General features: G+C 71.4%; 20 protein-coding genes. 15 read left to right on the forward strand and 5 right to left on the reverse strand.

The features are described from left to right. Positions 1–131 precede the first annotated feature (131 nt). The 15 genes from ACLF3G_RS01300 (at position 132) to ACLF3G_RS01370 (ending at position 19,204) form a co-directional block, all read left to right on the forward strand. Entirely contained in the window at positions 132–1,412 is a 1,281-nt protein-coding gene (locus ACLF3G_RS01300) for a glycosyltransferase family 4 protein (RefSeq protein ID WP_430667505.1), read from the forward strand. Between the two features lie 70 nt (positions 1,413–1,482). After that, entirely contained in the window at positions 1,483–2,079 is a 597-nt protein-coding gene (rfbC, locus tag ACLF3G_RS01305; RefSeq protein ID WP_430667506.1) for a dTDP-4-dehydrorhamnose 3,5-epimerase, read from the forward strand. Beyond that, the gene (gene rfbD, locus ACLF3G_RS01310; protein ID WP_430667507.1) at positions 2,079–2,963 is read left to right on the forward strand and encodes a dTDP-4-dehydrorhamnose reductase; all 885 of its coding nucleotides are present in this window, start codon (positions 2,079–2,081) and stop codon (positions 2,961–2,963) included. Before rfbC ends, rfbD begins: the two co-directional genes overlap by 1 nt. A 28-nt stretch (positions 2,964–2,991) precedes the next feature. Next, entirely contained in the window at positions 2,992–3,873 is an 882-nt protein-coding gene (gene rfbA, locus ACLF3G_RS01315; protein ID WP_430667508.1) for a glucose-1-phosphate thymidylyltransferase RfbA, read from the forward strand. 100 nt (positions 3,874–3,973) lie between these two features. After that, a complete protein-coding gene (locus ACLF3G_RS01320; protein ID WP_430667509.1) occupies positions 3,974–4,594 on the forward strand; it encodes a hypothetical protein in 621 nt (206 codons plus the stop codon). Further along, positions 4,594–6,255 carry an ATP-binding cassette domain-containing protein gene (locus tag ACLF3G_RS01325; RefSeq protein WP_430667510.1) on the forward strand — a complete coding sequence of 554 codons (1,662 nt, stop codon included), beginning with the start codon at positions 4,594–4,596 and terminating at the stop codon, positions 6,253–6,255. Before ACLF3G_RS01320 ends, ACLF3G_RS01325 begins: the two co-directional genes overlap by 1 nt. Continuing rightward, positions 6,252–7,862, forward strand: a complete 1,611-nt coding sequence (locus tag ACLF3G_RS01330; RefSeq protein WP_430667511.1) for an ATP-binding cassette domain-containing protein — start codon at positions 6,252–6,254, stop codon at positions 7,860–7,862. Before ACLF3G_RS01325 ends, ACLF3G_RS01330 begins: the two co-directional genes overlap by 4 nt. Beyond that, positions 7,859–9,238, forward strand: a complete 1,380-nt coding sequence (locus ACLF3G_RS01335; RefSeq protein WP_430667512.1) for an HlyD family type I secretion periplasmic adaptor subunit — start codon at positions 7,859–7,861, stop codon at positions 9,236–9,238. Before ACLF3G_RS01330 ends, ACLF3G_RS01335 begins: the two co-directional genes overlap by 4 nt. An 8-nt stretch (positions 9,239–9,246) precedes the next feature. Further along, a complete protein-coding gene (locus ACLF3G_RS01340; RefSeq protein ID WP_430667513.1) occupies positions 9,247–10,467 on the forward strand; it encodes an FAD-dependent oxidoreductase in 1,221 nt (406 codons plus the stop codon). A gap of 97 nt (positions 10,468–10,564) precedes the next feature. Next, positions 10,565–11,905 carry a sn-glycerol-3-phosphate ABC transporter substrate-binding protein UgpB gene (gene ugpB, locus ACLF3G_RS01345; protein WP_430667514.1) on the forward strand — a complete coding sequence of 447 codons (1,341 nt, stop codon included), beginning with the start codon at positions 10,565–10,567 and terminating at the stop codon, positions 11,903–11,905. Positions 11,906–11,920: 15 nt separating this feature from the next. Continuing rightward, positions 11,921–12,802, forward strand: a complete 882-nt coding sequence (gene ugpA, locus ACLF3G_RS01350) for a sn-glycerol-3-phosphate ABC transporter permease UgpA (RefSeq protein ID WP_430667515.1) — start codon at positions 11,921–11,923, stop codon at positions 12,800–12,802. After that, entirely contained in the window at positions 12,802–13,704 is a 903-nt protein-coding gene (gene ugpE / locus ACLF3G_RS01355) for a sn-glycerol-3-phosphate ABC transporter permease UgpE (RefSeq protein ID WP_430667516.1), read from the forward strand. The genes ugpA and ugpE overlap by 1 nt, the downstream gene beginning before the upstream one ends. Continuing rightward, positions 13,704–14,774 carry a sn-glycerol-3-phosphate ABC transporter ATP-binding protein UgpC gene (gene ugpC / locus ACLF3G_RS01360; RefSeq protein ID WP_430667517.1) on the forward strand — a complete coding sequence of 357 codons (1,071 nt, stop codon included), beginning with the start codon at positions 13,704–13,706 and terminating at the stop codon, positions 14,772–14,774. The genes ugpE and ugpC overlap by 1 nt, the downstream gene beginning before the upstream one ends. Before the next feature lie 25 nt (positions 14,775–14,799). Continuing rightward, positions 14,800–16,968, forward strand: coding sequence for a glycosyltransferase (locus ACLF3G_RS01365; RefSeq protein ID WP_430667518.1), 2,169 nt, complete (start codon positions 14,800–14,802; stop codon positions 16,966–16,968). A 52-nt stretch (positions 16,969–17,020) separates the two neighbouring features. Continuing rightward, complete coding sequence (locus tag ACLF3G_RS01370; RefSeq protein ID WP_430667519.1) at positions 17,021–19,204, forward strand: ATP-binding protein; 2,184 nt, start codon at positions 17,021–17,023, stop codon at positions 19,202–19,204. Here the strand turns inward: ACLF3G_RS01370 and ACLF3G_RS01375 are convergent, their stop codons facing one another. The 5 genes from ACLF3G_RS01375 to ACLF3G_RS01395 form a co-directional block, all read right to left on the reverse strand. Next, positions 19,205–19,564 (reverse strand): response regulator, encoded by a 360-nt coding sequence (locus ACLF3G_RS01375; RefSeq protein ID WP_430667520.1) that lies wholly within the window; start codon positions 19,562–19,564, stop codon positions 19,205–19,207. Between the two features lie 111 nt (positions 19,565–19,675). Then, entirely contained in the window at positions 19,676–20,062 is a 387-nt protein-coding gene (locus ACLF3G_RS01380; protein ID WP_430667521.1) for a gamma-glutamylcyclotransferase family protein, read from the reverse strand. Beyond that, positions 20,043–21,455, reverse strand: coding sequence for a phosphoglucomutase/phosphomannomutase PgmG (gene pgmG, locus ACLF3G_RS01385; RefSeq protein WP_430667522.1), 1,413 nt, complete (start codon positions 21,453–21,455; stop codon positions 20,043–20,045). Before pgmG ends, ACLF3G_RS01380 begins: the two co-directional genes overlap by 20 nt. 92 nt (positions 21,456–21,547) lie before the next feature. Next, positions 21,548–22,420 carry a UTP--glucose-1-phosphate uridylyltransferase gene (locus tag ACLF3G_RS01390; protein WP_430667523.1) on the reverse strand — a complete coding sequence of 291 codons (873 nt, stop codon included), beginning with the start codon at positions 22,418–22,420 and terminating at the stop codon, positions 21,548–21,550. A gap of 64 nt (positions 22,421–22,484) precedes the next feature. Further along, positions 22,485–23,174, reverse strand: coding sequence for a hypothetical protein (locus tag ACLF3G_RS01395; RefSeq protein WP_430667524.1), 690 nt, complete (start codon positions 23,172–23,174; stop codon positions 22,485–22,487).

Genomic DNA, 23,174 nt, shown 5'->3' on the forward strand with positions numbered 1-23,174 from the left:
GCGCCCAGCCTGCCATCGGCCGGGCAGCCCGACCACCCCGGCGGTCGCCCGGCGGGGTGGCGCCTTGACCCGGACGGCGCCGCCCCACAGGCTGATCCGCAACGAAACCCGGCCCCTTCCGGCCCGGAGAGATGATGGCCCTGCTGCTGCCCCGCCGCCCGTTGCGCGCCCTGTTCATCCACCAGAACTTCCCCGGCCAGTGGGCCCACCTGGCGCCGGCGCTGGCGCAGCGCGCGGGGGTGAAGGTCTGGGCGGTCGGCGAAAAGCCCGGCCATGCCGCCCCCGGCGTCGAATACATCGCCTATGGCGCGCCGAAGGGCGCCGGGGAGGCGACGCATCGCTACCTCCGCTCGCTGGAGGCCTCGACACGGCGCGGCCAGCATTTGGCGAACCGGCTGGTCCAGCTGCGCGACAAGGGCATGCGGCCGGACATCATCGTCTGCCACCCCGGCTGGGGCGAGGGCCTGTTCCTGAAGGACGTGTTTCCGCAGGCGCGGACGCTTTTCTACTGGGAGTTCTACTACAATTCTGTGGGCCAGGACCTCGGCTTCGATCCCACGCAGCCCGTCGGCCTCGACGATGCCGCGCGCATCCGGATGCTGAACGCGACGCAGCTCATCTCCCTCCAGGCCGCCGACTGGGGCCTCAGCCCGACACGCTGGCAATGGAGCCGCTACCCGGACTGGGCGCGGCGCCGCATCACCTGCCTGCATGAGGGGGTGGACACCCAGCGCTGCGCGCCGGACCCGCAGGCCGTCTTCACCACCCCGCAGGGCCGCCGCTTCGACCGGGGGGAGGAGGTGATCTCCTACGTCGCGCGCAACCTGGAACCCTATCGCGGCTTCCCCACGATGATGCGCGCCCTGCCGCGGCTGCAACGCGAGCGCCCGAACCTGCACACCATCATCGTCGGCGGCAACGAAGTCTCCTACGGCAAGAAGCCGGAGGATGCGGAGAACTGGAAGGCGAAGCTGCTGGCCGAGCTCGGCCCCTCGCTCGATCTGTCCCGCATCCACTTCACCGGACGCGTGCCGCACGACGAGCTGCACAACCTGTTCCGGATCACCCGGGCGCACATCTACCTGACCTACCCCTTCGTGCTGTCCTGGTCGATGCTGGAGGCGATGGCCTGCGGCGCCCTCATCATCGGCTCCGACACCTCGCCGGTGACGGAGGTGCTCGAGCACGGCCGCAATGGCCTGGTGGTGCCGTTCTTTGATCCCGATGCCCTGGCACGCCAGGTGTCGGGCGTGCTCGCGGACCCCTCGCGCCATGGCGCCCTGGCTGCCACCGCGCGCGCCGACATCATCGCCCGCTACGACCTGCGCACCCGCTGCCTGCCGCGCCAGCTCGATTTGGTGGAGAAGCTGGCGGCGGGCGGGGAGCCGGAGGCGGAGCCGCTCGCGGTCTAGTGCACTTTGCCCGGGCCCCCGCCTGCACTAAGGAAGCTCCGATTGCGCCATCGCCCTCGGAGAACACTGCATGCCGGATCGGGTCGCCCCGTTCCCCACCCGACGCGCCGGAAACGTCGAGTCCCAGGCCCTGGCGATCGAGGGCCCGCTGCTGGTCTCCGTGCGGCGCTTCGCCGATGCCCGCGGCGCCTTCGTCGAGACCTATTCGCGCCGGGACTTCGCGGCGGTCGGTATTCCGGATGAGTTCGTGCAGGACAACCAGTCCCTGTCCGTCCATGTCGGCACCGTGCGCGGCCTGCATTTCCAGACCCCACCACACGCCCAGGGCAAGCTGGTGCGGGCCCTGCGCGGGCGCATCCTGGATGTGGCGGTCGACCTGCGCCGCGATTCGCCGAGCTTCGGCCAGCATGTCGCCGCCGAACTTTCCGGCGAGAACGGGCTGATGCTCTGGGTGCCGCCGGGCTTCGCGCATGGCTTCATCACGCGGGAGCCGGAGACCGAGGTGGCCTACAAGGTCACCGCCCTCTACGCGCCGGAGTGTGACCGATCGCTGGCCTGGGACGACCCGGCGCTCGCCATCGACTGGGGCTTCGACCCGGCGGCTGCGACGCTGTCCGACAAGGACCGCCGCGCGCCGCGCCTCGCCGATCTCGGGCCGGCCTTCTGATGCGCGTCCTGATCGCGGGCCGCGAGGGCCAGGTGGCGCGGGCGCTGGTGCGCCGCCTCGATGGGCATGAGGTCACGGCGCTGGAGCCGCCGGAGCTTGACCTGACGGACGATGCCTCCGTCGCCGCCGCCATTGCCGCGGCGCGACCGGACCTCGTCGTCAACGCCGCCGCCTACACCGCGGTCGACCGCGCCGAGGACCAGGAGGCGCTGGCCTTCGCGGTGAACTGCGCCGGCGCCGCGCGGCTGGCCGCCGCCGCTGCCGACCACGGCGCGCCCTTCGTGCATTTCTCCACCGACTATGTCTTCGACGGCGGCAAGGGCGCGCCCTACCTGGAAACGGACAGCCCCTCCCCGCTCGGCGTCTATGGCCGCAGCAAGGAGGAAGGGGAGCGTGCGGTGCTGGCCGCCAACCCGCGCAGCGTGGTGCTGCGCACCGCCTGGGTGTGCAGCCCGGATGGCGCGAACTTCGTGAAGACCATGCTGCGCCTGGCGGCGGAGCGCGATGAGCTGCGCGTCGTCGCCGACCAGCATGGCGCGCCGACCTTCGCCGCCGACCTCGCCGAGGCGGTGGCTTACATGGCGCCGCGGCTGCTGGCGGCGCCGGCGGGCGATGCGGCGTTCGGCCTGTTCCACCTGACCGGCGCGCCGCACACCACCTGGCACGGCTTCGCCGAGGCGATCGTGGCCGAGGCGGCGCGGCGCGGCCACAAGCAGCCGCGCGTCACCGCCATCACCACCGCGGATTTCCCGACCCGCGCCGTGCGCCCCCCCGACGGTCGGCTCGATTGCAGCCGGATCGGCGCCGTGCACGGCATCGCTCCGGCGGATTGGCGGCAATCCTTGGCCACCTGCCTGGACACGCTGGTCGGGCCGGCATCTTGATATCCCCACACGATCTGGAGACTACGGCATGAAGGGCATCGTCCTGGCGGGCGGCTCGGGCACGCGGCTGCATCCGGCGACTCTCGCCGTCTCGAAGCAGCTGCTGCCGGTGTTCGACAAGCCGATGGTCTACTACCCGCTGTCGGTGCTGATGCTGGCCGGCATCCGCGAGATCATGATCATCTCGACGCCGCACGACCTGCCCCTGTTCCGACGCCTGCTGGGCGATGGCGAACGCTGGGGCCTGAAGCTGGAATACGCCGAGCAGGACAAGCCGCGCGGCATCGCCCATGCCTTCGTGCTGGCCGAGGAATTCCTGGCCGGCCAGCCCTGCGCGCTGGTGCTCGGCGACAACCTGTTCCACGGGCACGACCTGGAGGAACGGATGAAGGAAGCGCAGGCCAACGCGACCGGAAGTGGCGCCACCGTCTTCGCCTACCGCGTCGCCGATCCGCACCGCTACGGCGTGGTGGAGTTCGATGGGCAGAGCCGGGCGCTGACGATCGAGGAGAAGCCGACGCTGCCGCGCTCCGACTGGGCGGTGACCGGGCTGTATTTCTACGATGGCCGCGCCGCGGCGCTGTCCAAGGCGCTGGCGCCTTCGCCGCGCGGCGAGCTGGAGATCACCGACCTCAACCGGGTCTACCTGGACGAGGGCTCGCTGCGGGTGGTCCGCCTCGGGCGTGGCTATGCCTGGCTGGATACCGGCACGCATGACAGCCTGCTCGAGGCCGGCGAATTCGTCCGCGCCATCGAGAAGCGCACCGGCCAGAAGGTGGCAGCCCCCGAGGAAGTCGCCTGGCGCATGGGCTTCATCGATGGCGACCAGCTGCGCGCCCTGGCGGCGCCGCTGCGCAACAGCGGCTACGGCACCTACCTGGAAAGCCTGCTGACGCGCGAAGACCCCTGATCACGCGACTTGCGCCCGACGCGATTTGAGCCGGGCGCTTTTTACACTAACCTCAGCGGCGTGACCCGCCGCACCTCTCCGGCCCTGCCCGGCCCCGCGCATGAACGCGGCCCTTGACCCGCGCGGCCGGCCGGTGATCCGCGGCTGCGTCGAGCAGGCGACCCTTGGCGAGATCAGCGGCTGGGCCTTCGAGCCGGGCGCGCCGCGGCACCGCGTGCTGGTGGAACTGCGCCTGGACGGCGGCATCCTCGCCGTCGCGCCGGCCGACCATGCGCGCGGCGACCTGGTGCCGGCCGGCATCGGCGATGGCGCCCACGGCTTCCGCTTCGCCCTGCAACCGGCCTGGGCCGCGCGCCTGCCCGACCTCCAGGTGGTCGCCCGCGCCGCCGCCGGCGGTGCCGTGCTGCTGCCGCCGCAGCGACGGGTCGAGCCGCCGCATTCGCAGGTCGTCCAGGTCATCAACCAGCTCGTGCAGGGCCAGCAGGCGCTGGAGGCGCGGCTTCAGGCAGTGGTTCCGGTCCGCATGGCCCCGGACGCGGAACAGCGGCTTGCGGTGCTGGAAGCCTGGATGGCGCGGCTCGATGACCGCCTCGCCCGGCTGCCGGCCGCGCCCCCGGCGGCGCCGCGCGGGCCGGATGCCTGGCAGGTGGCGCTGGGTACGCTGCTGGCGCTGGTCAGCCTCGGCGCGCTGATCGGCTTCGCCCTGCTGCTGGCGCTGTGATGGCGGCGCAGCCGGACCCTGCGGCAGACAGCCCGGCGCTGCTGGCGCGCTCGGAAATCCTGGCCGCTTCACGCTTCGCCCTGGCATTGGGGCTGGCGATCAGCCTGGCCGGTTTCGGCGTGGTCGCGGCCAAGCTGGCGATCTGGCAACTGGTGCTGCCGACCGGCAATGGCTGGACCCTGGCGGGCCTTGCCATCGCAATAGGCCTCGCCGTCGCGCTGCTGCTGGGGCTGGAGCAGCTCCGCGCGCTCGGCCTGATCGCCGTCTCCCACCGCCTGGCACGGCGCCTGGCCGGGCCGCTGGTGCGTGCCGCGGCACAACGCGATCCCGGTGCGGATCGCGTGGCGGGACAGGCGCTGCGGGACGTGGAGGCGCTGCGGCGCACCGTCTGCGGTCCGCTGCTGACGGGCCTCGCGGACGCGCTGCTGGCGCCGGTCCTGATCCTGCTGCTGCTGGTCTTTCACTGGGCCTTCGCAACCTGGGCGCTGGCCTGCTGCGGCATCGCCGCGATGCTGAGCCTGCTCGGCGAACGCCTGACCCGCCGTGACTTGGCCGAGGCCGAGGCGGCGCAGGCGCGACTCGCCGGACAGGTCGCCGATGCGCTGCGCTGCGCCGAGGCCATCGCGGCGATGGGGATGCGCGACCGGCTCGTCGCCGGCTGGCAGACCGGGGCGGCGCCCGCCGATGCCGCGCTACGCCGCGCGCGGACCATCGCCCGGCGCATCGCGGCCGGCCTCGGCAGCCTGCAGGCCCTCGGCGCCGGGGGCGCGTTGGTGGTGGGCGCGCTGCTGCTCGCGCTGGATGTGCCGGTCGGATTCGGCATGGTGCTGGCGATGCTGGTCACCGGGCAGGCCGTGGCGCCCTTCGCCCGCCTCGGCGCCGCCCTGCACGAAGCCGGCGCGGCGCGCGCGGCCTGGCTGCGGCTCGGGGCGCTCGGCGCTGCGGAAGCCGGTCCCACCCTCGCCTACCCCTGCCGCACCCCGCGCCTGGTGCTGGACCGGGTCAGCTTCGCCCATTCCGGCGCCGCCCGTGCGCTGCTGCGCGACGTGGTGTTGGAGGTTTCCCCCGGCGAGATCGTCGCGCTTGCCGGCGGCACCGGGTCCGGCAAGACGACGCTGCTGCGCATCGCCATCGGCATGGTCCGCCCCTCGGCCGGGCTCTGCACCCTCGATGGCCATGCCACCGCGCAATGGGCACGCGCCGATCTCGCCCGCCACGCCGGCTACCTGCCGCAGGACCCACTGCTCACCGATGGCACGGTGGCCGAGGCGATCGCGCGGCTCGAGGAGCCGGACCTGCCAGCCGTGCTGCGCGCAGCAAGGCTGGCGGAGGCGCATGCGATGGTGGCGTCCCTGCCGCAGGGCTACGCGACGCCAATCGGTCCGCAGTTCTCCGCCGGCCAGCGCCAGCGCCTCGCCCTGGCGCGGGCGCTGTACCGCGACCCCGGCCTGCTGGTGCTGGACGAGCCATCCGCCTTCCTCGACGCGGAGGGCGAGGCCGGACTGGTGCGGATGCTGCGCGAGTTGGCCTCTCGCGGCACCGCCGTGCTGCTGAGCTCCCACCGCCCGGCGCTGCTTTCGGCGGCGGATCGCGTGGTGGTGCTGCGGTCCGGCCAGCTTCTGGCCACCGAGCGGCGCCGTGCCCTGGCCGCGCCGGCATGAGCGGCACCCGCACCCTGCCACCCGCCATCCCGCGCCAGGCAACAGGCCTCGCGCTCGCGCTGTCCGTCGCACGGCAGGTGGCGCTGCTCGGCCTGCCGCTGCTGACCATGCATGTCTTCGACGGCGTGGTGGAGGGCCGCAACCTGGATACGCTGGCGGTGCTGTCGCTGGCCTTCGCGGTGGCCCTGGCGCTGGCCGCCGCGCTGCGCGTGCTGCGCGGCGCGCTGGTCTCGGCCGTGGCGGATGCCGTGCTGCACCGTGTGGCGCCCGCGACGCTGCATGCGGCGCTGCGCGGCGCGGTGGCGGGCGGCAGCGCACCGGGCCTCGCGGCGCTGCGCGACCTCGCCACGCTGCGGCGCTTCCTCAGTGGCGAGACGCCGGCGGACCTGCTGGACCTTGCGGCCGTGCCGGTGGCGCTCACCGTCCTGGCGTTGCTGCACCCGGTCCATGCGCTGGTGGTGGGCCTTGGCTGCATCGTGCTGGCGCTGCTCGGCCTGGCTCTGGACCGCACCACGCGCGGCACGGTGCAGGACGCCGAGACCAGGCGCCAGCATCACGCCGCAACGCTGCAGGACCGGCTGCGGCAGGCGGACCTTCTGCGCGGGCTTGGAATGCTCGATGCCGTCACGCGGCGCTGGCAGGCGGCGCAGCCGACGCTGCTGGAGGACAGCGACCGCGGCGAGACCCGCGCCCGGGCGCTGCGCGGCGTCATGGCCCTGACCGGGCACCTCACGCAGGGTGCCGTGGTCGTCGCCGGGGTGCTGCTGGCGCTGGCGGACCGAGCCTCGCCCGGCAGCGTCATTGCCGCCATGCTGCTGGCCGGCATGGCGACGCAGCCGGTAGCGAGGCTGGCCGCGGCCTGGCAGGACTGGGCGCTGGCGGCGCTCGCCTGGCGCCGGCTGGACGAGCTGCACTCCGATGACGCAGCCCCGGCGCCACGGCCCGCCGACCGTGCCGCACCGCCCGGCCTGGTGCTGCGCGACCTCCGCTGGACGCCGCCGGGCGGCGCTGCGCCGGTGCTTGGCGGGATCACGCTGCACGTGCCGCCCGGCACGCTGACCCTGGTGGTCGGCGCGAACGGTGCCGGCAAATCGAGCCTGCTGCGGCTGGCCCTTGAGCTCGCGATGCCGGATGCCGGGCGGGTGCTGCTGGATGGCGAGCCCGCCGGCCACGCGACCGTCGGCTACCTGCCGCAGGATGTGCAGCTGACGGAGGGCAGCGTCGCCCGCGCCATCGCCCGCTGCGGGCCGGAGGACATGGACCAGGTGGTGGACGCGGCGCGGCTGGCCGGCGCGCATGAGTTGATCGGCCGGCTGCCGCAGGGCTACGCCACGCCGGTCGAGATCCTGTCCGCCGGCCAGCGCCGCCTCGTCGGCCTCGCCCGCGCCCTGCACGGCGGTCCGGCCCTGCTGGCCCTCGATGAACCGGAGGCAGGTCTGGACAAGCCGGCGCGGGAGGGGGTGCGGGACGCGGTGCTCGCGGCGCGGGACGATGGTGCCTGCTGCCTCGTCATCAGCCACGATGGTTCCCTGTGGGATGGCCATGTCGACCAGCTCCTGGTGCTGGCGCCGGGCGGCCTCTGGCGCGTGGAGGGACCGACGGCATGACACGATTCGCCGCAGGCCCCGTGGCGACCCGCAGGCCGGATGCCGCCCCGGCCCCGCGCCGCATCGCGCTGCACTTCGAGACGGCCGGACCGCAGACGCCCGACCTGCGCCGCGCGATGCGCGCCGCCTGGCTGCTGCTGGCGCTGGGATTCGGCGGCACGTTGGCCTGGGCCGCGATCACGCCGATCGAGCGCGCGGTGCTCGCCCGCGGATCGCTGGTGGCGGAGGGCCGTCGCAAATCGATCATGCTGGCCGAGCCCGGCATCCTGCAGGACCTGCTGGTGCGCGAAGGCCAGCGCGTCCAGGCCGGGGAGGTGCTGCTCCGCCTCGACCCCACCAATGCGGAGGCCACCGCCGTGCAGGCCCGGGCCCTGGCCCGCACGCTGGCCGCCCGCACCGCCCGGCTGGTCGCCGAACAACAGGACTCCCGCCAATTCGAAATTCCCCCCGGCATCCGCCAAGCCGCCGCCACCGACCCGGCCCTGGCTGCGATCCTGTTGGCGGAGGGCCGGCTGTTCCAGGCGCGCTGGCAGGCCTTCGACAGCAACCAGCGCGTCTATGAACGCCGCGCCGCCGTGCCGCGCGAACAGCTTCTGGCCGCCGGCGCCCAGCGCGCCGCCGCCGCCGCGCGCCAGGCCTCCGTCCGCGCCGACCTCGCCGGGCTGCGCCCACTGGCGCAGCAGGGTTTCGCCCGGATGCGGGAGGTGCGGGAGCTGGAGCGGCTGGAGGCGCAGGCGCGCGGCGACATGGGCCTGCACGCGGCGCAGGAGGCGCAGTTCCGCCAATCCATCGCCCAGGCCGAGGCCGAACTCGCCACGCTGCGCCTGACCCGCGCCCAGGAGATCGCCGGCGAATTGCAGGCGGCGCAGCAGCAGGCGCTGGAGGCGGAACAGCGCCTTCTGGCCGCGGAGAATACGCGGACGCGGCGCGATCTGGTGGCCCCGGAGGCCGGGATCGTCACCGATATCCGCTTCGTCACCCCCGGCAGCAGTATCACCGAAGGCCAGCCGGTGCTCGATCTGGTGCCGATCGGCGACCGATTGGTGGTGGAGGCGCGCATCGCGCCGAACGATGTGGAACAGGTGCAGCCGGGCCAGCGGGTGAACATCCGCCTGACCGCGCTGCGCCAGCGCACCACGCCGCTGCTGGCCGGCACCCTCACCTACGTCTCCGCCGACCGGCAGGCGGACGCGCAGGGCCAGCCCTTCTTTCTGGCCCGCGCCGAGATCAACCCCGGCGAATTGTCCCGAATCGCCAGGCTGCGGCTGACGCCGGGGATGCCGACGGAGGTCTTCGTGCTCGGGGAGACGCGGAGCGCGCTGGCCTACCTGGTCTCGCCGATCCGGGACTCGCTGCGGCGGGCGTTGCGGGATTAGATGCGGGCATGGACTCGAAGACGAAAGACGACCGCCGCATCGCCATCATCGGCGCCGGACCGGTGGGGCTGGTGCTGGCGCTGAAGCTCGCGACCCTCGGCCTGCCGAGCCTGGTGCTGGACGCGGAGGACGACATCTCGGAGGCGCTGCGCGCCTCCACCTTCCACCCGCCTTCGCTCGACATGCTCGATGCGCTCGGGGTCGCGGCGCCGCTGATCGCGCAGGGGCTGGTGACGCCGCACTGGCAGATCCGGCGGCACGAGGATGGCGCGCGCGCGGTGTTCGACCTCGGCGTGCTGCGGGAGGATACCGCCCACCCCTACCGGCTGCAGGCCGAGCAGTGGAAGCTGTCCCGAATCATCCTGGCGAAGCTGGCGGCGGAGCACGCGGATACCGTGCAGATCCGCTTCGGCTGCAAGGTGGACACGGTGGTGCACGGAGCGGACCACGTCGCGCTGTCCGGCAGCGGCTTCGAATCCTTCGCCGCGCCCTATGCCATCGGGTGCGACGGCGCGCGCAGCATCATCCGCCGCGCCATGGGCCTGGATTTCGCCGGCGACACCTATCCCGAAACCACGATCCTCGCGACCACGCCCTTCCCGTTCCACGAGGTGTTCGAGGGGCTGTCGAACGTCAACTACATCTGGACCCGCCACCCGGCCTTCTCCGGCACCTTCTCCCTGCTGCGGGTGCCGGGGCTTTGGCGTGCCTCGCTGCACACAGCGCCCGGCGAATCCGTAGACCAGGCGCTGGAACCCTCGGCGATCGAGCGGAAGCTGCAGGCAATCCATCCCAAGGACACGCCCTATGACGTGCCAGACCTGCGCCCGTACCGCATCCACCAGCGGATCGTAGAGACCTACCGCATCGGTCGCCTGCTGCTGGCCGGCGACGCCGCGCACCTGAACTCGCCCTCCGGCGGCATGGGCATGAATGGCGGCATCCACGATGCGGTGGAACTGGCCGGGACCCTGGCCCCGGTCTGGCGCGGGGAAGCCGAGGACGCCCTGCTCGACCGCTACACCCGCCGCCGGCAGCCCATCGCCGCCCGCGAAATCATCGCCCAGGCCGACCGCAACCGCGCCCGAATGCGGGAGACCGGTCCGGCCCGGCGGGCCGAATTGCTGGCGGAGTTGCAGGCCACGGCCGATGATCCGGCCCGGTGCCGGGAGCACCTGCTGCGGTCCTCCATGATCTCCGGGCTGCGCGCTGCCTCGCAGATCATGTGACCGTGCCAGCCCCTTCACCGATCTGACATAAATCTGTAAAAACCTCGCAACGCAGGCCGTCTAGAGCCCGCCGGCACCCAAACGGGAGAAGAGACCCATGTTCCGCCGCAGCATCATGGCGGGCGCCGTCGCGCTCGCGAGCCTTGCCGGGGCACCCGCCCAGGCGCAGGCCCCTACCGAAATCCAGTTCTGGCACGGCCTGTCGCAGCCGCTCGGCGGCCTGCTGGAGAACCTGGTCAAGGGCTTCAACGACAGCCAGACCCAGTACCGCGTGGTGCCGACCTTCCGCGGCAGCTACCCGGAGACCATGGTCGCCGCCATCGCAGCCTTCCGCGCCGGCCAGGCGCCGCACCTGGTGCAGATGTTCGAAGTCGGCACCGGCACCATGATCAATGCCGGCCGCGCCATCATCCCGACGCATGAACTGCTGTCGCAGGCCGGCGTCAACATCAACTTCGACGACTTCCTGCCAGGCGTGCGCGGCTACTACGCCGCCGCCGATGGCCGCCAGATGGCGATGCCGTTCAACAGCAGCACGGCGATCGTCTACTACAACAAGGACGCCTTCCGCCGCGCCAATTTGAACCCCGACCAGTTCCCAACCACCTGGGAAGGCGTGGGCCAGGCGCTGACAGCGCTCAAGGCTTCCGGCCATGCCTGCCCGATGTCCACCGCCTGGCCGACCTGGCTGCACATCGAGCAGTTCAGCGCCATCCACAACATCCCGCTGGCCACCCAGGGCAACGGCTTCGGCGGCGCCAACGCTGAACTCCGCGTCAACAACCCGCTGATGCTGCGGCACCTGACCAACCTGGTGAACTGGCAGAAGGAAGGCCTGTTCCGCTGGGGCGGCCGCGACAATGCCGGCGAGCCGCTGTTCCCGGGTGGCGAATGCGCCATCATGATGACCTCCTCCGGCTTCCGCGCCCGCGTGCAGCGGGAGGCGCGCTTCGACTGGGGCGTCGCCATGCTGCCGACCTATGAAGGCACGCAGCCGGCCAACGCCATCATCGGCGGCGCCGCCCTGTGGGTGATGAACCGCGGCCCGAACACGCAGCGCAGCGCGGCCGAGCTGCGCGGCATCGCCGACTTCTTCGCCTACACCGCGCAGCCCGCGGTGGCCGGCAAGTGGCACATGGACACCGGCTACCTGCCGATTACCCGCAGCGGCTTCGAATCCGCCCGCGCCACCGGCTTCTACCAGCAGCCCGCCAACATCGGTGCCGACGTGCCGATCGAGCAGATGCTGCGTGGCGCGTCCTCCGAGAACACGCGCGGCATCCGCCTCGGCGGCTTCGTCGAGATCCGCGTGATCATGCAGGAGGAAATGGAGAAGGCCTTCCAGGGCCAGCAGACCCCGGAACAGGCCCTCACCGCCATGACGACGCGCGGCAACGCCGTGCTGCGCAACTTCGAACGCGCCAATCGCGGCGGCTGAGCAGGAACAGGCAGCGTGCGCAAGAAAGTCATCTTCAAAGGCACGCTGCTTCCCTGGCTGCTGCTGTTGCCACAACTCCTGATCACCGGCGTCTTCTTCTTCTGGCCGGCCGGGCAGGCCATCTACGGATCCTTCCTGCGGGAGGACGCCTTCGGCCTGTCCAGCCAGTTCGTCGGCTTCGAGAATTTCACGGACGTCTTCGCCGACCCGAACTATCTGGCGGCGGGGTGGAACACGGTGGTGTTCTCCTCCGCCGTCGCCATCCTGGCGCTGGGCGCGGCGCTGTACCTGGCGGTGCAGGCGGACAAGGCGATCCGCGGCGCCAATGGCTTCAAGACCCTGCTGATCTGGCCCTACGCCGTGGCACCGGCCATCGCCGCCGTGCTGTGGCTGTTCATGTTCCACCCGCAGATCGGCCTGTTCGGGCGCATGCTGAACGGCCTGGGCATCCCCTGGGACTACAAGCTGAACGGCAACCAGGCGATGACGCTGGTGATCCTGGCGGCCGCATGGAAGCAGGTGTCCTACAACTTCATCTTCTTCATGGCCGGGCTGCAATCCATCCCGAAGGCGGTGCTGGAAGCTGCGGCCATCGACGGCGCGCGCCCGATGCGGCGCTTCTGGACGATCATCTTCCCGCTGCTGGCCCCGACCAGCTTCTTCCTGCTGGTGGTCAACATCGTCTACGCATTCTTCGACACCTTTGGCATCATCCACGCGCTGACCGGCGGCGGCCCGGCGCAGGCGACGACGACGCTGATCTACAAGGTGTACGTGGACGGCGTGCAGAACCTGAATTTCGGCTCCTCCGCCGCGCAGAGCGTGATCCTGATGGTCATCGTCATCCTGCTGACCGCCGTGCAGTTCCGCTTCATCGAGCGGAAGGTGCACTACTGATGCTCGCGACCGCCGACATCGAGGGCGACCGCCTCGCCCGCGCCACCCTGCGCCGCAACGCCCGCAACCGCTGGATCGCCTATGTCACGCTGAGCCTCGGCGTGCTGATCTTCGCCTTCCCCATCTGGCTCACCGTCGTTGGCTCCACGCATGACGTGAACACCATCGGCCGCGGCGACGTGCCGCTGTGGTTCGGCGGAGAAGCGGTGGCGAATTACGTCTCCGCCTGGATGACGGGCGGCGCCGCCACGCGCACCACGCGGTCGGTCCCCGCCTGGGTGATGCTGTGGAACAGCCTGAACATGGCGGTGCTGATCGCTGTCGGGAAGATCGCGATCTCCCTGCTGTCGGCCTACGCCGTGGTGTTCTTCAGCTTCCCCGGCCGCATGATCGCCTTCTGGCTGATCTTCATCACGCTGATGCTGCCCGTGGAAGTCCGCATCATCCCGACCTTCGAGGTCATGGTGAACCTTGGCCTCATCAACACCATGACCGGCCTGGTGGTGCCGCTGATCGCCAGCGCCACCGCGACGCTGCTGTTCCGGCAGTTCTTCCTGACCATCCCTGACGAATACGTCGAGGCTGCCAAGATCGATGGTGCCGGGCCAATGCGCTTCTTCAAGGATGTCGTGATGCCGCTGTCGGTGACGAACATCGCGGCGCTTTTCGTCATCCTGTTCATCTATGGCTGGAACCAGTACCTCTGGCCGCTGCTCATCGTCTCCGACCGCGACCTCGAGACCGTCGTTGTCGGCATGACCAAGATGATCGGCACCGGCGACGCGCAGAACGAGTGGAACATCATCATGGCCACCGCCGTGCTGGCCATGCTGCCGCCCGTCGCGGTGGTCGTGTTCATGCAGCGCTGGTTCGTGAAGGGCCTGACGGAGACCGAGAAGTAATGGCCACCCTGACACTCAACTCGGTCAAGAAGCAGTTCGCTGCGACCCAGGTCCTCCACGGCATCGACCTCGAGGTCGCGGATGGCGAGATGATCGTCGTCGTCGGCGCCTCGGGCTGCGGCAAATCCACCTTGCTGCGCATCGTGGCAGGGCTGGAGACCGCGACCTCCGGCCATGTCCGCATCGATGGCCGCGACGTCACCGCGCTGGAACCCGCCGACCGCGACATCGCCATGGTGTTCCAGAACTACGCGCTGTACCCGCACATGTCGGTCTTCGAGAACATGGCCTATGGCCTGAAGATCCGCGGCATGAAGACAGCCGAAATCCGCCGCCGGGTGGACGAGGCGGCGCAGATGCTGGAGATCGGCCCGCTGCTGGACCGCAAGCCGCGCCAGCTTTCGGGTGGTCAGCGCCAGCGCGTCGCCATGGGCCGCGCCGTGGTGCGGGAGCCCAAGCTGTTCCTGTTCGACGAGCCACTGTCGAACCTCGACGCGAAGCTGCGCGTGCAGATGCGCGCCGAAATCCGCCGCCTGCAGAAGCGCCTCGGCGTCACCTCCCTGTTCGTCACACATGACCAGGTGGAGGCGATGACGCTGGGCGACCGCCTGGTTGTCATGCACCAGGGCCGCGCGGCGCAGGTCGCCTCCCCGATGGAGGTCTGGGGGCGGCCCGCGGATACCTACGTCGCCAGCTTCATCGGCTCGCCCGCCATGAACTTCCTCGACGCCACACTGGCGCAGGGCGGCACGGCCGCGGTGCTGAAGGCCGGCCCCACCATCACCTTCGCCGATGGGCCGCGCCCCGGCACCGCCGGCACGCCCCTGATCCTCGGCATCCGGCCGGAGCATATCGAGCCGGGCAACGGCGGCCTGACCCTCGCGGTGGATCTGGTGGAGCCGTTGGGCTCGGAGACCGTGATCCACGGCTCCCTGCCCGGCGGCGAGATCCTGACGGCGCGGCTGCCGATCCCGGCCAGCAACATCGGCGCCACCATGCCGGTCCGCCTGCCGGCCCAGGCCTTCCACGTCTTCGACGGCGCCGGCGGCCACCGCATCGATTCCGCCTGACGCGGAATTGCTCTACAGCTTCCGCATGGAAGACGAGCCGCCGCCCGAGACGCCCGAACCCGTCAGCCCGAACGCCATCCGCGCCCGTGCCGACGCGCTGCGCGATGCGCGGAACTGGCCGGAGGCCGAAGCCGCCTATCGCGAGTACCTGGCGGAGCGTCCGCGCCACTGGCAGATCCACGTCCAGCTCGGCCACACCCGCAAGGAACAGGGCGACCTCGAAGGCGCGCTGCCACACTATCGCCGCGCCGCCGAACTCGCACCCGACGATCCCGACCCGATGCTGCAGGCCGGCCACGTGCTGCGCAGCCTCGGCCGTGGCGGGGAGGCTTCGGTGGCACTCGCCCGCGCGCTGTCCCTGGCGCCGGAGAGCGCGACGCTGCGCCATGTCGTGGCCTTGCTGCGCCACCGCACGCAGCCACCACCGGATGGCCCGATGCGGCCAGCCCTGCCGCGCCCGAGCGGCCCGCCGGCGCAGATCGCCTTCGATGTCACGGACCTGCTGGACTACCTGCGCGCCGCCCGCACCCCCACCGGCATCCAGCGCGTGCAGATGGGCATCCTCGGCGCCATCCTCGCCGCGCCCGGCCGCCCCGCGAACCTGATCCTGGTCGGCTTCGAGGGCTCCACCTGGCGCTGGTGGCATGTGGATGAGGCCGCCTTCCGCCGTGTGCTGTCGCTCGCGCGGATCGGCGGGCGGGAGGATGATCCGGCTTGGCAGGACGCAACCACCACGCTGGTGGCGCCGGACAGCCGCCCGGATGCGCCCTTCCTGGCCGGCTGCACCCTGGCCTCGCTTGGCAATGCCTGGGGCGTGCAGGAATACTTTCGGGGACTTCGCATGCAGCGTGCCCTTACGCCGCTGCGCTACGTCGCCTTCGTGCATGACTGCGTGCCGCTGGCCATGCCGGAACACTGCCTGGACCTGACGGTGCGCCTGTATGCTCGCTGGTTCGCCGCGCTGTCCCTGCACGCCGATGGCATCCTGGCCAATTCGCGCGCCACTATCGCCGACTATTCCCGATTTGCCGCACCACTCGCGAAGCCTGCCCCGGCCGGACTCGTGCGCCTCGCGGCCGAAGCCAGTGCCTCCCCCGTCGCCGCCGCCACGGCCGCCGATGCGCTGCCGGCGCCGCGCCCCGGCGAGTCCTTCGTGCTGTTCGTCGCCACGCTGGAATCCCGGAAGAATCACCTGATGGTGTTCCAGGCCTGGCTGGCGCTGATCCGCCGCCGCGGCGCCGCCAATGTGCCGCGCCTGGTCTGCGTCGGGCGTCCCGGCTGGCGCGCGGACGCGGCGCTGGCGCTGCTGGAAGGCTCACCCGACCTCCGCCGCAAGGTCACCGTGCAATCCGGCGTGTCCGATCTGGCGCTGGCCGGCCTCTACGCGCGCTGCCTGTTCACCGTCTACAACTCCTTCCACGAGGGCTGGGGCCTTCCGGTCAGTGAAAGCCTCGCGGCCGGAAAGCTGGCCGTGGTGCCGGCGCACTCCGGCCTGTTGGAATCAGGCGCGCCCGGCGCGGTGTTCTTCGCCCCCCAGGACGAGCCCGACCTGGTCGAAAAGCTCGACGCCCTGCTGTCCGATCCCGCCCATCGCGCCGCCCTCGAAGCCCGCATCGACCGCGCCGCCGCCCGCCGCGACTGGCCGGATGCGGCGCGTGAGGTGATGGCCGCCCTGACCGCGCCCGCGCCGGAACCCCACGCACCCGACCACCTGCCGCTCGGCCGGCACCTGCCGATGGGCTGGCGCGGCGATGGTGTGCCCTCCCCGGCCATGGCCTGGGCGGAACGGGTGCGGGAGGGGTTGGCCTGGTGGTGGCAGGAGGAATGGGGCGTATGGATGCGCGACGGCGTCGCCACCCTCGCCTTGCCCTGCGATGTGCTGGCCGGCACGCCGATGCGCGTGGTGCTGGAGCTGCGCGGCCCGCCCCGCGCCCTGCCCCTGCGACTGCGCGCCCGCGGCGCCCGCGCCGAGGCTTGGCGCGGCCTGACACTCGACCCGGGCGAGGTGGTGCGCTGCGTGTTGCAGGCGGAAGCCGGCCCCGGCGGCCTCGCCGTGGATTTCGACTGCGGCGACGGCGTGCCTCTGGGCGACCGCTTCAAGCGCGTGGTCGGCGCTGGCCTGATAGGCGTGATGCTATGCCGGGAGGATGACCTCGCCGCGCGGCTTGGCGCCCTGGAACGCGCCGAGGCCTGAACGTCTGCCGCAATCCAGCAACGCTCAGCGCAACTTCCTGAATGCTGGGGCGATGCGGTGGCGGCGCACTTCGCCTATTCTGCGGAACGAATCGGCGGGTTCGCGCGGCGCGGAGCGCGCGGCAGGATCCTGCTCCGGCGAAAGGCCCTGTTCCATCACCCGCGACCGGACGGCCCCCGCAGACCCGCAGACCGCCGGAGGACGCGGCCGGGTCGCGCTGCTCGGCGGCGTGCTGGTCTCCGCCCTGGCCTGGACCGGCGCGGCCTGGTTCGCCACCCAGCGCACCGGGGATGCAACGCGCGAGGCACTTGCCACCGCGTCCCGCGCCGCAATGACCGCGCAGAGACTGGCCGGCGCACCGGTCGAGGCCGCCATGGCCGTACTCGCCGAGGCCCGGTCGCCCGGCCAGGGCCGGACGGTGGGGCTGGACGCCGCACTGGCCGGACGGCTGGGGCGCGACGGCCTGCAATTCGCGGCGGTCACTGATGCCGCCGGGCTCGTCCTGTGGTCGAGCCACCCAACGCTGCTCGGACGATCCCTCGCCGAGCGCCCCGCCTTCACGCAGCATCAGTCCGGGCGGGGCGAGATGCTGGTGACGCCGGCGCTGCTCGACCTGCCGGGCGGGCCCCGCAGCCTGCTGGTCAGCCGCCCGCTTGCGGATGCGCGCGGCGGCTTTGCCGGTGTCGCCGTGGTGGCGCTCGACCCGCGGCGGCTGGACCTCGCCCTGTCGGATGCCACGCTGCTGCCCGGGCTGCGGCTGGCCCTGCTGCGCCCGGATGGCACGCCCCTGGCCCAGACCGGCGGCCCGGGCCGCGCGGCGCCCGCCGCCTGGCCAGCGCCGCCGCGCCCCGGCGCGCCGGTACTGCATCCCGCCGGCGAAGGCCTCCCGGCACTGGCCCTGGCCACCGCGCCGGTGGCGCAGGACCTGCTGGTTGTGGCAGCCTACGACCCGGACCTGCTGCTGCGACCCGCGACCGAGGCAGGATGGCTTGGCTTCCTCTCCGCCTTCCTGCTGAGCGTCGTCGCACTCGGCGTGCCGCTCACCCGGCGCCTGCCCCTGCCGGGCGCCCAGCCGGCCGAGGAATTGCTGCCGGCGGTTGGCTATCGCGGCCTGCTGCACCCTGATGGCGGCATGCGCCTGACCCGGATCGGCGCGGGTATCGAGCGCCTGACCGGCTGGTCGGCGGAAGCCGCGCTGCGGCCCGGCTGGCGGCAACGCGGCATGGATGCCGGCAGCCAGCCGGTCGGGCCTGAGCTGGAGGAACGGCTGCGGCGCGAGGCCACCGCAACCACCGAATACCGCTTCCGCCGCGCCGACGGAGGCTGGATGTGGCTGCGCGAGACCCTGCGCGTCCTCCACCGCCGCCGGGAGGGCATCGAGGTTTCGGGCGCGCTGGAGGATATCTCGGCCGAGCGCGAGCTGGCGCTGCAGGCCGCGACCTCCGCCAAGTTCGCCACACTTGGCGAGATGGCGGCTGGCCTGGCGCATGAATTGAACCAGCCCATCGCCATCATGTCGCTGGCCGCGGAGAATGCGGCGGAGGCGCTGGAGGCCGGTGAGGACGGGGTTGAGGAAGCCCTGGTCCGCCTACGCCGCATCATGGCCCAGGCCGACCGCGCCAAGGCGATCGTGACCCAGCTCCGCGCCTTCTCCCGCGTCGATGTCGCGGCGCTGGAGCCGGTGGATCTCGGCGCTGCCGTGCAGGGGATGATGGTGCTCGCTGGCCAGGCGCTGCGCGATGCCGGCATCCAGGTCCAGCTTCGCCTGCCGGATGTGCTGCCGCCGGTGATCGGCCAGATCATCCTGGTGGAACAGGTGCTGCTGAACCTGGTGCTCAACGCGCGCGACGCGCTGCTGGAGCGCCCGGCGGAACGCCGGCGCCTGCGGATCGAGGCGGAGGCCGGCACCCGCGACGCGCCGGAGACCGTGACGTTGCGGGTGCTGGATTCCGGGCCGGGACTGACCTCGGACACGCTGGAGAAGCTGTTCGAACCCTTCTACACCACCAAGCCGCCCGGCCTCGGCACAGGGCTTGGCCTGTCGATCTCCCGCACCATCATGCGTGGCCTGGGCGGGCATATCCTGGCCGCGAACGCGCCCGATGGCAGCGACATGGGCGCGGAGTTCACCCTGGTGTTCCGCCGCGCCGCCCTGCCGGCGGCGGAGCGCTCCGCCGTGGAACCGTCCCGGCTGCTGGCCGATGCCCCCTCCCCACGCTGGCCAGCCGCGACCTGATCAGGCGGCGCAGAGCCGCCCAAGCATGGAAATCAGTTCGCCCGGATCGTAGGGCTTGGCCAGCACCATCGCCTTCTGGTGGCCCGGCGGCAGGCCGGAGGCGCCGTAGCCCGTCGCGATCACATAGGGGATGCCGCGCGACGCCAGCAGGTCCGCAACGGGTGTCGAGGTCTCCCCTGCCAGGTTCAGGTCCAGAACCACCGCATCCGGCCTTTCGCGGTCCAGCAAGCTCAACGCTTCCTCCACCGTCGCGGCCGGGCCCAGCACCTCGAAGCCGGCGTCGAGGAGCGCATCCTCGACCAACATGGCGACAAGCGCCTCGTCTTCGACGACGAGCACTTTCCTGATGACTGCCGACATCCTCAACTCCATCCGACATCGCCGCTGTAAACTGAACGCGAGATGCTACGCCGCGTTCCACCATGCACGCAGCGCCAATTTACGCCAGCGGCAACTCCGGGCGGCATCCGCTCACGATTGCGCGTGCGGAAAAATTTCGCCTGGTCGTGCCGCGAGGGACGCCGCCGCGATCCAGGCGCACGCGTATCGCGGCCCCTGGGCGGTCCGGACGCGGACGCGCCGCAGCCGGTAGGCGACACCTTCATAGGCGATCAGGCGACGAATCGGGGCGCCGCACAGCCGTAGCAGCACGCCATCGGTCCGGCAGCCCCGCGCCCGCACCAGGGTCGGGAAGGCCGTGCCACGCAGCCCGACACGGCGCCAACCCAGCAGCACCGCGCGAACCGCCAGCCGCATCAGTCCACGTCGCCCGGACTGCCTGGCGAGGACCACGGGGTCCAGCAGGCTGCCATAGACGAAGACGGGCAGCCCCGCCGGATCAATGCCCCGCGTTGGCACCCGAGAAATCCGGCACCGGCAGTCCGGAAGCCTGCAACTGGCGGGAGATGTCCGCCTTCAGCCGGTCCAGCCCCGCCTCGCTCGAGGCTTCCGCGCGCGCGACCAGCACCGCCTGGGTGTTCGATGCCCGCAGCAGCCACCAGCCGTCCTCGGTCAGCACGCGCACGCCATCGACGTCCTGCACCTTGGCGCCTTCGCCGGCGAGACGCTGCTTCACCTCCGCCACCACGCCAAACTTGCGGGTGTCCGGGCAATCGAAGCGCAGTTCCGGCGTGTTGATCACCTGCGGCAGCGCGGCACGGGTCTCGGACAGCGTGCCGGACATGCGGGCCACGATGCCGAGGAGCCGCACGGCGGCGTAGGGCGCGTCGTCGAAACCGTACCACTTGTCGGCGAAGAAGATGTGGCCCGACATCTCCCCGGCCAGCGGGCTTTTCGTCTCGGCCATCTTGGACTTGATGAGGCTGTGCCCGGTTTTCCACATCAGTGGCGTGCCGCCGGCCTTGGCCACCTCGTCGAACAGTACCTGGCTGGCCTTGACGTCGGCGATGATGGTGCCGCCGGGGTGCGACTTCAGCACGTCGCGCGCCAGGATCACCAGAAGCTGGTCGCCGAACAGGATGTGGCCCTCATTGTCCACCACGCCGATGCGGTCCGCGTCGCCGTCGAAGGCGATGCCCAGGTCGGCGCCCTGCTTGGCGACCTCCTCGATGATCTGCTCCAGGTTCTTCGCCACGGTCGGGTCAGGATGGTGCGCCGGGAAGGTGCCGTCGATGCTGCCGTTGATGATGTAGTGGGTGCCCGGAAGCTGGGCCATCAGCAGCTTGGTGATCTCGGCCCCCGACCCGTTGCCCGGATCCCAGACCACCTTCAGCGCCCTCTCGCCGCCGTCCCAATCCTGCATCATCCGCGCGACATACCGCTCGGACAGATCCACCTGCTCGTCGGTGCCGACGAGGTTGGGCACCACGTCGCCTTCCGCCGCCATGCGCCCGATCTCCTGGATCTGCGCGCCGAAGAACGGCTTGCCGCCGAGCATCATCTTGAAGCCGTTGTAGTCCGGCGGGTTGTGGCTGCCGGTCACCATGACGGCGCCATCGGCCTCCAGCGCGTAGGAGGCGAAGTACAGCATCGGCGTCGGCCCGCAGCCGACCCGTGCCACCGCCATCCCGCAGGCGCGCAGGCCGGCGACCAGCTGCGCCTCCAGCTCCGGCGAGGACAGCCGTCCGTCATAGCCCACCGCGACCTTGGTGCCGCCGGCGCGGGAGACCAGGCTGCCGAAGCAGCGGCCGATGGCGAAGGCATCCTCAGGGCTGAGGGTTTGCCCGACGACGCCCCGGATGTCGTATTCCCGCAACGAGGTCGGGTCGAAACGGTGGTTGAAGGCGGTCATGGCGTCTCCGGCAAGACAAAGCCCTCTCCCCCGAAGGGGGAGAGGGTAGAGTGGAGGGACTGTGCAAGGTCGGGCGCACCGCGCCCTGAACGCTACTGCGTGTATTTCTTCAGGATGGCCTGCATGGCGGGTGCCATGTCCGGCCGGGACAGCGCGAAGGCGACCTGCGCTTCCAGGTAGCCGGCCTTGTCGCCGCAGTCGAAGCGGCGACCCGCGTAGCGAACGCCGTGGAACGGCTGGGTTCCGATCAGCTTCGCCATGCTGTCGGTCAACTGGATTTCGTTGCCGGCGCCCTTCTCCTGGCTCGCCAGGAAGCCCATCACCTCCGGCATCAGCACGTAGCGGCCGATGACGGTCAGGTTGGACGGCGCCTTGTCGGCCGGCGGCTTCTCCACCAGGCCCTTCACCTCGACCAGATTGCCGCTGCTGGTGCCCGGGTCGATCACGCCGTAGCTGCTGACGCGCGCCATCGGCACTTCCTCGATCGCCACCACGTTGCCGCCGGTCTGGTTGTAGGCGTCGACCAGCTGCTTCGTGCAGGACACGTCGCACAGCATCAGGTCGTCCGGCAGCAGGATGGCGAAGGGCTCGTCGCCGACGAAGGCCCGCGCGCACCAGATCGCGTGGCCGAGGCCGAGCGGCACCTGCTGGCGGGTGGAGACGACGGAGCCCGGCGGCAGCGCCTGGGCGTGCAGCATCGCCAGCTCCTTGGCCTTGTTGCGCTCCACCAGTGTGCGCTCCAGCTCGTAGGCGACGTCGAACTGGTCGACCAGCATGGTCTTGCCGCGGCCGGTGACAAAGCAGAACTGCTCGATACCGGCCTCGCGGGCTTCCTCCACCGCGTACTGGATCAGCGGCTTGTCGACGACGGGCAGCATTTCCTTCGCCATCTGCTTGGTGGCGGGCAGGAAGCGGGTGCCGAGACCGGCGACGGGGAGGACGGCCTTGCGGAGCGGTTTGCGCACGGCTGGGATATTCCCTGGAAGGTTATATTTGAGGGATGCCACGCCCGGCGAAGGGCGTCCACCGTCAGGGAATGAGCACGTCCCGCGCTTCGTTGAGCCGCGAGGCGAGCCAGTCGGAACCGCCCTGGTCCGGATGGGCGCTGCGCATCAGCCGGCGATGCGCGGCACGAATTTCATCCAGACTTGCACCTTCCGCTAGGCCAAGCACGGCCAGCGCCTCCGCCCGGCTCATCGGGCCACCAGGCGGCGGTGGCGGCGCCTGGTGGCGCCAGTCCGGATGGCTGCGATCCAGCCAGGCCTCCAGCAGCGTCGCCCCCTCCGGGTCCAGCGACGCGAGTTCCGCCATCAGCGCCAGCAGGTCCGGCAGGTCGAGATCGGCGAGGTCGGCACCAGCATAGCTCCCGGCCTTCACATGCCCGGTCATCCGGCCACTGTCATGGTCCAGCCCCATCGCCAGATGCGCGGTTTCCACGTCGGAGGCCTGGCCGGCGCTGGCCGCGCCGCCACGGGCGAAGGTGCCGGCGGCGCGGCGTGCCTGGATGATGCGCCAGGCGGCGGGGCCGAACAGTGCCAGCGCCCAGAACGCCTGCCCGGCCCGCCCGCTCGCCAGCAGCGCCACCACCAGCACGGCGCCCAGCCCGCCGGCGAACCAGGCGATCGCCCGCTTCACCTGCGCCGGGCTGGCCTCCGCGAACAGCTTTCCCAGACCGATCAGCGCCACCAGCACCAGAGCCCCGAGGGCGAGCCAGGCCAT

The organism is Falsiroseomonas sp. HC035 (assembly GCF_050563525.1).
GTDB lineage: Bacteria > Pseudomonadota > Alphaproteobacteria > Acetobacterales > Acetobacteraceae > Falsiroseomonas.